Below are 13,637 nucleotides of genomic sequence, written 5' to 3'. Positions count from 1 at the left end.
TTATGAAAGAAAATGCCGCCCAAATCGGGGCAGTATTCACCTTACCGATTCCCTAAATAATTCTTCAGGTTGTAAATCAGAGCGACTGCTTCGGCGCGGCTGAGTTTGTTCTTCGGTTTGAAGGTTCCATCCTCATATCCACGGATCAGATCTTTCTCAACCAGATATGCGAGATCATCGAGGACCCAAGACGAAATTTGGGTTTTATCTGTAAAGTTCACTTCGCCTTTAGCCTCTGTTTTTTCAAGAGTCCGAAGTACGTTCGCGATGATTTTTGCCGCCTGCTCCCGCGAAATCATGGCTTGAGGCTCGAAGGAGTCTTGGCTAACGCCTTCAACCAGTTTATGGGCTAGTGCAGCCGCGATGGAAGAAGCAAACCAATCTGAAGCTTTAACATCCTTGAACATGGTGGCCGTGGTTTGTTTTGTATCGAGCCTCATCAGACGCACGATAAGCGCAACATATTCTGCGCGATTAATCGGACGATTCGGCTCGAAGGATTTATCGGAAACACCCGAAATAATTCCCGCTTCGGCAAGCTCAAGGATTTGATCTTTGTTGAACGTCTTGTCGATATCGGTAAATCTCACCTCATTTTTCGTGCTTGTTCCATTGGAGCCATTATAGCTATTAGAGCCTTTGGAGCCGTTGGAACCGTTGTTAGCTCCCTTATCGTTGGACGACTTACTATTTTTATCTGTTCCTTCATTCGTTTTGGTTTGGGTAGGTGGCGTTGTAGGAGGAACTCCACCGCCTCCACCACCACCTCCACCGCCCCCACTGTTAAGAGCGCTGGTTGTAATCGTTACGTCAAAGCCATCGCTTACACCTGATGCATTCGATGCTTTTACCGTGTACTTGTACGTGGTACGTGATTCCAGTTTGCTGTCCGTGTACGAGGTATCGGTAGCTGGGATCTTGGTAATTTCTTTCCCATCCCGCTCAACGATGTACTCATCTGCCCCTACAACTTGTGTGGCAGAGAGATTCAGCGTTACCGTGGAGCTCGTTACAGATGCCGTAACTGCTGCAGGTGTTTTCGGTTTCTGCTTAAAGGAAACCGATGTTCCAGTCGAACCAATGCCCAAGGAATTCAAAGCTTTTATCACAAACGTATACTCTTGCCCATCGGATAATCCCGATATTTTCGCAGTTGGTTCTGTACCCCGATAGATTTCGGTGTTTCCATTTAAAATCACGTAACCTGTAGCCCCTTCAGCAGCATCCCAGCTCAGTTGAGCTGTCGTTGTCCCAGGTGTCGCTATCACATTTGCAACCGGCAAAGTTTGAGATACCCAGTTGAATACAGCTGGAGTGCTGTCGCCGGATGCGTTCGTACTTACGATCGTGAATTTGTACCCCGTCGCCGCAGTCAACCCTTCAATTTTGTAAGTGCTGTTTTGCACCGTTGCAAGAGTACCCACCCCATCTTGAATGATTGTATAAACTGTAGCGGTCGGGTCTGCATCCCATGCAAGCTCAACGGATTGCTCTGTACGTCCAGCTTCATGGATATTGGTCGGTTGGTGCGGTTTAGTAAGTAGTGTGCCGGACGCGGCATCACCATAACCCGAAGCATTGCCAGCTTCAATGGTATAGGGATATGATTTACTTCCCTCGAGACCTTCAATAGTAGCTGTGGTCCCGGATACCTCTTGGGACCTTCCTCCAGTTGTCACTCGGTATTTCGTCGCTCCTGGAACCGGGCTCCAAGTAAGAACACTGGATGTTTCTTCTGATGCCGCAATCATTCCAGTTGGAATGTCCGGAATTGTAAGACCCGTATTGAAAACCGATTCCCCTGCTCCACTTGTATTCGTCGGATAAACCTCGACCGGATACGAAACGCCTGCCTCAAGTCCCTCAACCAAATAGCTCGTTTCATCCGCCCCCAAAGTAACCGTTTTGTCGTTTACTTTGACCACATAATTCTCTGCTCCTTTAACGGCGTTCCAGTTCAGCAAGAAACTATTTGTGGTTTGTTGAGATATTTGAAGCTCTGATATTGCTGCTGGAAGAGTCATGACAGTCAATATCCCTGAAATACCGTCACCCGTTTGGTTCTCTGCGTAGAGAAGGTACGCATAAGACGTGCCGCTTTCAAGTCCCACGTCTTGGAATATGGTCCCGCTTCCGTGATAAATCTGTTCCCCGTCCCGTTCCAGGTTATAGTAAGTCGCGGACGTTACGGAACTCCACCCCAATCGAATGTTATCTTTTTGGATGGTTACGGTATTGAAGTTGCCCGGCGTGTTCGGTAAGGAAAGGAAGCTGATATTCGAACTCGCCCCTTCGCCTGTCGTGTTGATTGCACTGACAGAAATGGAATAATTCAGACCCGGAGAAAGATTTTCGATAGGTTGATATACCGAGCCAGTGACAGTTTGATCGTACACGACGGCATTACTGGGGTTTTTAGCCACAAGCCGATATGCGGTAGCACTTTCAACAGGGTCAAAACTAATCGTCGCTTGGTCCGGTCTGCCATCGACCTTATAGGCAGTAATGTTTACCGGTGCTTTTGGAAGTGTGAGCGCACTGGCAGGAGCCGAGTCCGCACTGCTACCTACATGGTTAATAGCTTTGACGACATATTGATAAACTGTTCCACCTTGAAGCGTGTTATCCGTAATGGAGTTTTGCGGATAAGATACCGTCCAGGTTTGCCCGGTCGTCTGGTTCGTGACTTCGTAAGAAAACCCATCTGTCAACGTGCCGCCAGCAGGCAGATCCCAGGAAATTGTTGCTTCGTTTTCTCTTATGTTGCTAACGACCACGTTCGCCGGTTCAGCAGGCTGCCTTTGCAGCCGAAGATGGGATGTTGTTAAGGAAGCCGAATTGCCTACCTGGTCCTCTACTTTTGCGTGGACATACCATTCGCCTTCACTGGTTATAGTGACCGGCTGTTCGTCACTCGTTGCGATATCCCATGAAGCGGGAACTGCCGGGTTGTTTGTAACCTTGTAGAATCGTTTGTTTACATTTACGCCAGATAGAGTATCGTCGTAATTGATTGTCAGTGCAATGTCTTGCGAATCCCAATCACGCTGGCTGGTCGAATACGAAATAGTCGGCGGTTCTTTATCGATGTAGATCGATAGCGGGATTTCGGCTCCAATGTTACCGAGAGAGTCTTTAGCCCGGGCGGTCACCACCGTTTCGCCATTATCCGTAATCGTATCGCTGGCTCCTTCAACGTAAGGACCATTGCCAATTTTAAATTCATATGTGATCGGGTTCACATCCGTACTATCCCCGATAGTAAAACCAACGTTATCTTTCGTCCATCCTACCACGCTTGGAGTAATGGTCGGATTCGTTGGTGGGTCTTTATCAATTCGTACCACGTAAGCACTTTCTGAACTGATATTGTCGATGTTATCAATCGTACGAGCGTAAATGGTTGTTTCGCCGGATTCACTAATCGTGATTGGTCCATTATAAGTGGTCCAATTCAAGGTGGTTGCTCCGACAAGGCGATATTCCGTTCTGTTTATCCCCGCGGCTGCATCCGAACCTGGTTCGATATTGACAGTGACATCTTGATTTGTCCAGTCTGTCGTACTCGGTGTAATCTCCGGCCCAGCAGGGCCTGTCTTATCAATCTTTACCAATGCTGATGTGGTAGTACTTATATTTCCGGCGTTATCAATCGTCCGGGCAGTGACGGTTGTCTGGCCCTCATTGGTAATGGCCAGAGTTCCTGTATAAGGAGTCCAGTCTTGATCCTTTGCGCCATCCAACCTGAATTCGGTCCGGTTGATCCCGGAGTTGGAGTCGCTTCCATGAGAAATCGTTACGGTAACATCACCGTTAGTCCACTCCGTCGTGGAAGGGGTAACTGCAGGTGCCGATGGTGCCACAGTATCTACCCGATACTGTGCAAATACCGGTCCATAATAATTGTCCGCGAAGTCATATGCGGTGATCTTAATTGTATGAAGTCCTTCGCCCCTCTTTGGCAGGTCCATGTACCACTGATCGCCACCTGTAGAAGAACCATTCCCATGATCAGTCCAAGCCCCATTGTACTCAGATTGGAAGTTCACACGTTTAATCCCGATGTTATCAGTTACGTTCTGCGCTAGTATGCGATATGATCCATTCGGGTCGTTCGAAAATTGAATGGGACTAACAGTAAATGGATTCGGACTAAACGAGTCTACGTTAAAATGAACGTACCCCCAATCCGACCAATCTCCGATTGAGTCCTTAACCCTTACTCGTACGTAGTTGTCGCCTTGACGTGAGCCTGTAAGCGTATGTTGCGTCCTCGCCGGCATTTCGCCTGAATCAAACTCTGTTGTGGCCCAGTTATCATAGGATCGCTGAATTTGATAGGATTGTTGTGCATTTCCATCCGGATCGCTGTAAGTGAACATAATGTTGATCGATGTTGAATTAGCCCATTGTCCATCGGATACCGAATAAATCCCGGGAGTATTCGGTTTAATGTTCCCTGTTGCAGCGTAGGAAACACTCGCTATTGGCCCGAAACTTCCAAATGAGAGCAGGCCGACTTGAAGAGCGAGAGCTACTTTGAACAAGTTCTTTTTCATTGAGTACCTCCATTGTATTTTTGAAAATCGAGTCTTCTTTTTTCGATTATTAATACATTGCAGCCCCCCTCTTATCGGAGTCATTTTGAGAAATAAAAATGCAACCAAAAAAGGAAGCACCGCTGAATAGGCGTAATGCCTTTCCAGTGGTGCTTCCACTTTTCGAGTATGCGATTACCATCATTATATAGAATCAATTGACCCTTGTAAATAATAGATGAACTCTGTGATTCTTTTTGAACCTAAATTTCAAGATCCGTTGAGATCAGTAATGATATAATCAAAATAAATAGAAAAGGCGAGGTGCTACCCATGTCTGAGTGGATTACTAGAGAGGACGTTGAAATCTTGGAGGTCTTTAAAAAGATCCCAGCAAACCACCCATCACTATTTGATAACGAGTTTTCGCAAACTCGCGACTTTAGTCATGAGTAAGAAAACTTCGGTTCAGGCATGTCATTGGACATGACAATGAAGCGACATGGTTGTTACTTATAGTAAAATTATTATAGTGATGAATCATCCTATTTTGTTACTACGGTGAGCGAACCTACAAATCCAAAAGTATATTCAAGATCAGAAAGTGAAGTGAGTTCATGCTTGTACATAAAGCCTATAAATTTCGCATCTACCCAAGCCAAGATCAGGCTGTTCTCATCAACAAGACGATCGGCTGTTCCCGTTTTGTATTAACCACTTTTTGGGAGTATGGAATAAAGCTTACCGCAGCACAGGAAAAGGATTGTCGTATGCTGCATGTTCTGCCGAACTCACGAAATTGAAACAAGAACTCGAATGGCTAAAAGAACCGGACAAATTTTCTTTGCAAAATGCCTTGAAAAATCTGGCGGATTCGTTTAACCGGTTTTTTAAGAAACAAACTGACGCACCGAGATTTAAGAGTAAAAAGAAGCCGGTTCAGTCGTATCAAACTAACTATACCAATGGAAATATTTCGATCATTGGCAACAAGATGAAACTCCCTAAATTAGGTTTAGTAAGGTTTGCCAAGTCAAGAGAAGTAGAAGGTCGTATAATGCATGCGACGATTAGGCGTAATCCTTCCGGTAAATACTTTGTTTCGCTGTTAGTGGAAACCAACGTACACCCCCTGCCAAAAACAAACCAAGCAGTCGGAATTGACTTAGGAATCAAAGATTTCGCGGTATTATCCAGCGGTGAAGTATTCGAGAATCCGAATTTCCTGCGAAAGATGGAACAAAAACTTATTCGTGAACAGCGGATTCTTTCCAGACGGTTGAAAGGTTCCTCGGGTTGGAATAAACAACGAGTGAAGGTCGCCCGAATCCATGAAGGCATTGCCAACTGCCGTACAGACTACTTGCAAAAGCTTTCAACGTATATTGTCAAAAACCACGATATGATTGCGATTGAAGATTTGCAGGTGTCTAACCTGATGAAAAATCATAATCTGGCCAAAGCGATTGGTGAAGTGTCCTGGTATCAATTTAGAACGATGCTTGAATATAAGGCAAAGTGGTATGGGCGAATGGTTGTTGCCGTAGGCCGAACTTTCGCCTCTTCTCAACTCTGTTCGTGTTGTGGTTACCAAAATAAAGAAGTTAAAGACCTTCATATTCGTGAGTGGATATGTCCGGCCTGCCATACCCGCCATGATCGGGATATTAATGCAAGTAAAAACATCCTTGCCGAAGGCAAGAGACTCCTATCTGCGTAATTGCAGGAACCGCAGGAACTTCGGGGATAGCTTGGTGGCACATTACGTGCTAATTCTGTTCAGAAGAACGGACTACCCAAGAATCTCGTGGCTTTAGCCATGAGAGATTCAATAAGTTTCGGATGCCGGAGCCTGATAAACCGCTTGGTGAAAGCCGTCATGAGATCAATATCTGGGAGGCAGATTTAAAGGGGCAACTCCAGGCCATATTGGATGGAAACCCGCGAAAAAAGCTGCATGGCTTACGGTAACCATGATATTGATGTTTATAAAAATAAAAAAGGAAAATTCGTTTTCCGACATAGTCCTTATGAAGGGTTAAATCTTGTGATGATCCTTGCCAGCGGACAGTTTGAAAAGCTGCTTGAGGAACTCTCGGCTGACAATTGATGAACGCTTCTGATTTTTAGATATTGAATTCTTCTCGAAAAATATTAAGTGGATCGACCTAGCAATCGCTCTTTACTCGCCCAACTTCCAAGTGGAGAGCTTTTCTTTATTATTCTCTTTCAAACAAGTCTATCCGATAAACTTATAGTGCATTTAGTAAACCAAAAGTTAATACAAGGGCGACCATAAAGAGAATACTTGCCAATAAAATGTAAAGTAGAGTCTTAATCAGGCGAAAAAAAATGAATAATAAATAATGAAGATAGTACATAATTCCAAACCCAGCCTTGTTTTTTTTCAAAACAAAACGCACCTATCTTTTTTCAGATAGATGCGTTCTTCGCATATAAGGTATTTGATTACATTTACTGTAACACAAAATTGAACAAACTGACAACAAGACGCGAGAAAAACGTGTTGGACATCGTCAGAAAATTTGATAAAATAAGCACATACCTTACAAATACATTAATACTTACGTCCCAGCAGACGCAGTGGATGAATTCTAATGTTAAATGCGCGTAACAAGTGATCAAGTAAAATTCGCTCACCATTGGTGCGCCTATTTGATCATTTGTTAGGTGCATTTTTGCATTTTGCGCCTGCAACCCAATCCCTACTAAGGAGAGAGAACTATGAAAATATCGAATACGTAGAAAAAAGAACCGTCGCAAGAAGGAACAAATTGCCATTCTGTGATAAGATGTGTTTAAATTAATCGGCTGTGACAAAGGAGATTAGTCAAATGATCAATCTTGAAAAGTACCCGGAGCTTACTGTGTTAAGCCTTCAGGAAGTTGTAGAAATGACTCAATCGGAAGATTTTGATCCAGATGAACAAGGATTCATGTTCGGCATTAAATTCCAAAGTGAAGATTGGACTTTGGACGAGTTCTTGGAACGCCAAAATCTTTTCAAATTCGATGACCCGGTTCAACGCGGAACGGATGCTTGGTCTTCAAGGAAGCGGTCGGAGGGGATTGCTTCCATTCTCATGAGAATCGAACTTGGCCCGATTAAAGTTCAAAAGATATCTCATAACAAAAAGTTGTACCGCAACGTTATCGATGGAGGAAACCGGTTGGCATCGCAGCGAGCTTATATTAAGAATGAGTGGGCGCTTGATCCGGAAACCTATATCTTTGGAGAACTTAATGGCGAAAAGATCCTTATCGATGTATCAGGTGCATATTTCAACGACCTGCCAAAAATGTTCCAACGCCGTATCACAGGATACTCATTCCAAGTACACCTGTATAGTATGGATGATGAAATGAAAAACGAAATGTTCTATCGTTGGAACAATTATGAACCTCATACTTCCTCCGAGCTAAAGCGGGCTCACATGTCTGCTATTATGCAGGAAACCGTGAATAACGCATTGAAGATGAACTTCACTAAAATTGGCTTCAAAGATTGGCGAGTCAACCGGTCTCAGCACATGGAGCCGCTTCTCCAAGGGTTCGCACTGATTGAAACCAATAACCAGACGAGTCTGAAAGAGGATGTTATTAATGACATGCTGATCAAGAACAAGTTCTCTCCCAAGACGTTGTTGTTGGTTAGTAAGATTACTCCCTTCTTAGAGGAGGTCTGTTTAACATTCGAAGAGACCAAACTTGCTAAGAAAATCTTCCATAAAAAGCACAAGCCCACCCTGCTCTATGTGGCTTCCCAAGCTCCGAAAGATCTTCCGGTCGAAGTCTTTGCTGCCTGGGCAAACAAATTCTTCATCGAGGATATCGCTGAGAGTGGTTACAATAACTTCGGGGGAGACACTCGTGAGTCAAACGTCCAAAAGCGAAACGAAATTGCCTTGAATCACTTTAAGGAATATATTTTGCTTCAGACTGAGGCCTGATGCAAGAAAAAGAGGATGCAACCTATCAATTAGGTGCATCCTCTTTTTTTATTGAAATTTACTCAGCTCACTATGCATCAAAAAAAGTCTTTGCCTTCTTCCGCAATTCCCAATTTATATTTTAGTGCAAATATATATCCCATGTCTTTTCCGAATTCAAACCAATCTTTTACGAAAAATAGTATTTTCCTCATTATCGGTACCCTCCTGAAATCTTAATAGCCCCAAACGGGGTCTATTTCTTCGATTACTTCCCCTAGCCCTTCGTAAGGACTTATCAGTTCCTCTAGTTCCCCGAGATCCATGTGGGGAACATAGTTTTTCCAAGCTGACATTTGTCCGGCCAGAATCATCGATTGGAGATGTGAAATCCATTCGTACTGCTTCTGTGCATACTGCTGAAACCAAATAGCTTCATAGAATTCGCCAGAGTCGAGTGCAAGACAAATCTGCTGCTGACAGTAATTAATGGTTTCAACTGCTCGCTTGGCTAGATAATTTTTTGTAATCGGAAGATGGAAGAGAAGCAATTTGCGGTGCTTACTAACGCCCTTCTTCTTAAAGCCGGCTCGGATAAAACAATAGCCTGGAACTTCACTTGCAACTTTTTTTGCGTCAACATAAGTGATCATCCCAGCTACCGGAAATACATTACCCCATTCGCAAATGGTTGCGTAAACAGCCCAATGAATCAAGTCAGAACTGACTTCTCCACTTGTATTGCGGAACGCCGTACATTCCCATGCATCCTCAATGCCATCATCGCGTATACCTCTCCAACTAATCCAAGCTGCTGAACCATCAGCAGTTCGCAAGACCAGGTTGTGCCCCGGCCGGCAAAATTGACGAGCTCCCACCTTCTGTCGGGAGTAGTGTTCATCCATCAACGAGCGAACCGTTTGATCCCCTTTATCCGTTACAATCCATGGACCGTACTTTCCACCTGTGAGGTCAAGTATTAATTGTCCTTGCATCCGCTATCATCCGATTCTGCGATATTTATACACTCAACTCGACATTCGGGGCAATAAGGTTCCTTGCAGCAACCACCATTTGCATGCTCGTGACATTCAGCCGGCACTCCCAAAGCGCCATCCTGAAACAGATCGGTGTAGGTACCGTCTAGTTTCATTTGGAAATAAACATTCGACCTGTCTGCATTTCCCAGATCACCGCCGCAAACCAGGACATAATCGATTTCACATCCATTAGGACAAGCCCATTGCTCTTTAGCGGCCATACTGCAATCGAAACACCACATATCGAAAAAACCATTCTGGTTTTTCTGATAACCAGCTGCCGCGAGATCTTCCTCTATTCGGTGAGTGCTCCGGCAACGGCTACATTGATGTATCGAATACACTCCCGTTTCAGAGGCACGCGGCTCGTCTTTATATGGGTTTTCAAAAGCGGAAATGTTATGACCGTGCAGGAAACGTGCGATATAGTCATCCACATCTTTCAGTGACTTAATTTTCACTCCGTCTATAATAAGTTCCATGTTTTTCCTCCAGGATTCTAATTAGATTGAAAACGAAAGAGGAGCAAAGAAATTCGCTCCTCTCCCTCTGTCTATATGACAACTATTTCTTATCCAGCTCCGTATGTTCCCGGAAAAATGATCAAAAGCCCGAATTTCATGAACCTTCTGAGTTACCATTGTTGCTACTCTTCTCGATCATTTTCTCGATTACAAATCTGGTTCGACTTCCCTTTTAATCTTCTTGGTCAATATATGTCGAGACCATCTCGGAGGTAATTTCCTCTCCGGTGACGGTCGTAAATACCGCCTCTTGGTTATCTAAATTATTCGCAATCAGCCCTGCAGCAGTGACACTCCCGCGACGTGGGAAATATACTGATAGTTTCTTTTCCGCAGTATCTACTTTAATGACCCTGTCTGAGGTAGGCGTGACAAATGTTATGGTTCTCCCCTCTACGGACATTTTGGCGTAATCGTACCATTCATGTTGATCGTTCTCTTCATACCACTCTGCTTGTTTCTTGTTCCAAGCTTCAAGTGCCGAAACATTGAACAATAGCGAGTACTCGGGTAAGCTTTCAAAAACGTTCTCCACAGCTCCCCATGTATGGGGAGTCAAGCAGGTGAAAATTTGTCTTATTTTACGATCCCTCTCAGAAGCCCCCTCCTCGTCTACAAAGAGATAATTGTCGCATGACTGTGTGTGCGTATAACTCCGCCCATCTCGCTCAAATAATCGGACGGTAGCCTTATCTATTGTAGTTAATTTACCGTTAGGGAATCCAAGGGATAACATGTCATTTGAAATCCAGAAGAAGACTTCCAGTACACGTTCCCCGAAACTATTGTGCCGTTCTTCAACCTGGTACACAATCTTTTCATCATTTCCGTGTTCATCTTCAGCTTCCCACGCTGTAAGTTCATAGGGACATCCCTCTGAGAAAACAAATCTTACATTGTTAGACTCCTTCAACCGCCAGGAACTTCCTATTGCTGCGTTTACACTCTCCAGTGATTCAGCCACCAAAGGACGTAGTGCCGGCTTGATTTCTTCTAATCTCCGTTCGATTTCTGCCTTCAAAGATGACAATGTCTTCATTTTTTCCTCCTGTCTGCTGCCTCCCTATTCGGTGAGGTCTTATGCAGTCATTTTTCTATTGGCCGCCTTAAGGCGACATTGAAATCGTCAAACGTTTAAACAGAGTCGCTTGCAGACTATTAGCGGAGTAACCGGCCGAATAGTTGCATTGGAGCGCCTCGTTCTCGTTGTCCTTACGCATGAAAGTAGTGTTACGGACGATGGACGATTTGGCTTTTCAATTGTGCCGCTCTCCCCGCACCACAAGCCTGTGCTTGGTTCCGTGGTCCCGATAATCAGCGTTAATGTCCACATTTCATTCCTCCTTTTGGATTTGTTGTAGAAGTGAAAAAAAATACACTTCAACGAATGATCAAAACCCGTAAAAGGGATGCATGCCAAATAAAAGCATGTTTGATCACTTGTTGAAGTGTACTTAGGGGGTTAGAATGAGTCCATCTGCCCGAGCTTGGACTGAGGTAATATGTTTAAAGAAAAGGTATGTCTATATATTACCACCTTAATGCCCCCTTGAGAAGCAATAGAAAGGGGCCCATGGAGAGCCCCTTATGATCTGCGTACCGAGGTCCTCCCCAACAAGCGGGTCATTCCTCCACGATTGCGGCCGGGGGATTTAGAACCACATCAATCTTAGGCCGAAGCGAATTCCACGTCTGGTCGAGGGCATCCTGAAGGTGATCGACCGTGAGGTGGGGATGTTGCAGATACTTTTGCAGCTTGAACCGATAACGATCCTCGAAGGTATCAAGTTTCCTAAAAGCATAGTCATCATTAAAATTATACGACTCCTTGTTTCTCTTCCCTTTTGGAATGAAATCGATACCGTCGATTACCAGCTGCTTATAGAGATCATTAAAACGAATATAGACGAAGCATTTATCCCCATTATCCAGTTTGAATTCAACTTTATTCATCATTAGACTTACCCCTCCGATGTTCAAGATTAATTTCAGATTTCCTTTGCTGCAACTGAGTTCTTAAATGACCGAGCACCTTTGGATTTCTCGCTTAAAGATCTGGTCTAACTTTGCTTTTTTTCCTTCCTGAGTGAGATCGCTCGTAGACATCAGGAAATTAGGTTGAACCCATTGGTTCAGCTGCCTATACAAATAAGTAGCAATTCCTTTCCTTCTGTGCTGGGCGTGTACATCGACGTAGCTGATCCCATAGTGATAGGGATTGCGATCGTCCTGAACCAATAGCATAACCCCTACAAGATTTCCCTCGTCAAAGGCCATTAAAAATGTTTGTTGTGCCAAGGTAACCTCCGACCACTGGAAATCCAGTGGAGCAAAAAAATGAAACCGTTCGTAGACATCCCGGCCGAGAAGGTTTTTCCAAAGAGGCATCTTTTCCGTTAATTGTTTAGCCTCTTTTGAAGACAATGCCCCAAAGTGAAGACTACGGTCCCCTACGCTCTCTAAGCTAGTTTCGATTAACAACGACAATCCACCTTTCGTTATATTTGCTGCAGGACGAAAAAAACACGCCCTTTCCAGCGACTAATCCAAAATGGAATCCCTCAGGCAGATTAGTCCCTCGAAAGAGGGTGTTTTTGCTTAGAATCTCCCTTAAGCGCCTGCTAGGGATAAGAAAAAAGGTTAGAAGATATGTGATTATTTTACCATAAGTTATTCTCGTTTCATATAATAAGTATTCAGATCAAAGTTCATGAAACTGAACAGTTATATATTCAAAACATAGCAAAAATTGTTGGGGAATCCGTATATTAATAACAAGGAAGGTGAAAACAATGTTAAAATCTCTACAAGAACTAGAGGTGACATAGACGTCCCAGGAAATTCACGGCAGAATTTTTTCGACTGTGTTTCGAGGCTAGAGTTAAGATGAGGTAAATGAGTTTTTGGATAAAATCATCAATGATTATGAGCTATTTGGAAGAATAGTCCAAGACCTTTAAAGAAAGATCACCAAACTGCGTGAAGAAGCTCCTCTTGCGCAAAACAACCTGGAGGTACCCTGAGGCGTCTGCGAGAGGTTAAAATTCATTAGTGGGGTGACACAAAAGATATTTTAGGAGGAAGACGTATGTTCTTGTTTTTTGAACGTCATATCATCTTTGCCTTCTTCAGCATATTCACTCTGATAAGTTTATTCTGTCTGTCCAAGTACTTCTTATCGCATGATCCCGAGCAAAAGAAACGAACTCTGACAGTTACTATAATGACGGCCGGCTTTGCAATATTTTTATTTCTGGATGGCCATAACGGAAGCCTTATCAGCACACCTGATGCAATCTTCAATCACTTCAGCTGTAAGGATACCAAGATCGCGGTTTTACCTAACAAGGACAACATTTACTTCGTAGAGGCTTGCGATAAGAAGTACAAGGCAAGACCGTTTTTCGGGTTTATTCATTCAACGGAATTTTCCTACACACTCCCTGATTCAGGATACGTGGTAATCACTCGAGGCAAACAATAGCTAGAACGAGGGAGCTCCGTCGCGAAACTCCTTCGTTTTTTCATCAAGTTCCCGTACGGAAGAGAGCCGTCTTACCTGCAAATGTTAACCTGGTCACCCAA

The 13,637-nt window shown here is 44.0% G+C and carries 8 protein-coding genes and 1 pseudogene; 3 read left to right on the top strand and 6 right to left on the bottom strand.

The features are described 5' to 3' along the window. Window positions 1-41: 41 nt before the first annotated feature. A complete protein-coding gene (locus EHV15_RS35970; protein WP_178076132.1) occupies window positions 42-4,559 on the bottom strand; it encodes a fibronectin type III domain-containing protein in 4,518 nt (1,505 codons plus the stop codon). Between the two features lie 596 nt (window positions 4,560-5,155). Between EHV15_RS35970 and tnpB the strand changes: the two are divergent. The 3 genes and pseudogenes from tnpB to EHV15_RS35960 all read left to right on the top strand — a co-directional run bounded on the left by tnpB (window position 5,156) and on the right by EHV15_RS35960 (window position 8,509). Further along, window positions 5,156-6,258: pseudogene (gene tnpB / locus EHV15_RS35965) on the top strand (IS200/IS605 family element RNA-guided endonuclease TnpB). A gap of 213 nt (window positions 6,259-6,471) precedes the next feature. After that, complete coding sequence (locus EHV15_RS36910; protein WP_178076131.1) at window positions 6,472-6,648, top strand: hypothetical protein; 177 nt, start codon at window positions 6,472-6,474, stop codon at window positions 6,646-6,648. A 745-nt stretch (window positions 6,649-7,393) separates the two neighbouring features. Continuing rightward, window positions 7,394-8,509 (top strand): hypothetical protein, encoded by a 1,116-nt coding sequence (locus EHV15_RS35960; protein WP_128636064.1) that lies wholly within the window; start codon window positions 7,394-7,396, stop codon window positions 8,507-8,509. Window positions 8,510-8,724: 215 nt separating this feature from the next. Here EHV15_RS35960 and EHV15_RS35955 read toward each other — a convergent pair whose 3' ends face one another. From EHV15_RS35955 to EHV15_RS35935, 5 genes are all read right to left on the bottom strand, one after another. After that, window positions 8,725-9,483: a hypothetical protein gene (locus EHV15_RS35955; RefSeq protein ID WP_128636063.1), complete on the bottom strand. Its 759-nt coding sequence runs from the start codon at window positions 9,481-9,483 to the stop codon at window positions 8,725-8,727. After that, window positions 9,468-10,010 carry a hypothetical protein gene (locus tag EHV15_RS35950; RefSeq protein WP_128636062.1) on the bottom strand — a complete coding sequence of 181 codons (543 nt, stop codon included), beginning with the start codon at window positions 10,008-10,010 and terminating at the stop codon, window positions 9,468-9,470. The genes EHV15_RS35955 and EHV15_RS35950 overlap by 16 nt, the downstream gene beginning before the upstream one ends. Window positions 10,011-10,224: 214 nt before the next feature. Then, on the bottom strand, window positions 10,225-11,091 hold the full coding sequence (locus EHV15_RS35945; protein ID WP_128636061.1) for a hypothetical protein: 867 nt from the start codon (window positions 11,089-11,091) through the stop codon (window positions 10,225-10,227). A gap of 584 nt (window positions 11,092-11,675) precedes the next feature. Then, window positions 11,676-12,008 (bottom strand): hypothetical protein, encoded by a 333-nt coding sequence (locus tag EHV15_RS35940; protein ID WP_128636060.1) that lies wholly within the window; start codon window positions 12,006-12,008, stop codon window positions 11,676-11,678. A gap of 60 nt (window positions 12,009-12,068) precedes the next feature. Then, a complete protein-coding gene (locus EHV15_RS35935) occupies window positions 12,069-12,533 on the bottom strand; it encodes a GNAT family N-acetyltransferase (RefSeq protein WP_128636059.1) in 465 nt (154 codons plus the stop codon). Window positions 12,534-13,637: the final 1,104 nt, after the last annotated feature.

It is taken from the genome of Paenibacillus oralis (genome assembly GCF_003863965.1).
Classification (GTDB): domain Bacteria; phylum Bacillota; class Bacilli; order Paenibacillales; family Paenibacillaceae; genus Fontibacillus; species Fontibacillus oralis.
This window is presented reverse-complemented; position numbering and strand designations above follow the sequence as displayed.

What these genes read in the sequence shown, in the direction of transcription:
- EHV15_RS35970 (WP_178076132.1), bottom strand. Translation starts at nt 4,559, where the DNA reads ATGAAAAAGAACTTGTTCAAAGTAGCTCTCGCTCTTCAAGTCGGCCTG.
- EHV15_RS36910 (WP_178076131.1), top strand. Translation starts at nt 6,472, where the DNA reads ATGGAAACCCGCGAAAAAAGCTGCATGGCTTACGGTAACCATGATATT.
- EHV15_RS35960 (WP_128636064.1), top strand. Translation starts at nt 7,394, where the DNA reads ATGATCAATCTTGAAAAGTACCCGGAGCTTACTGTGTTAAGCCTTCAG.
- EHV15_RS35955 (WP_128636063.1), bottom strand. Translation starts at nt 9,483, where the DNA reads ATGCAAGGACAATTAATACTTGACCTCACAGGTGGAAAGTACGGTCCA.
- EHV15_RS35950 (WP_128636062.1), bottom strand. Translation starts at nt 10,010, where the DNA reads ATGGAACTTATTATAGACGGAGTGAAAATTAAGTCACTGAAAGATGTG.
- EHV15_RS35945 (WP_128636061.1), bottom strand. Translation starts at nt 11,091, where the DNA reads ATGAAGACATTGTCATCTTTGAAGGCAGAAATCGAACGGAGATTAGAA.
- EHV15_RS35940 (WP_128636060.1), bottom strand. Translation starts at nt 12,008, where the DNA reads ATGATGAATAAAGTTGAATTCAAACTGGATAATGGGGATAAATGCTTC.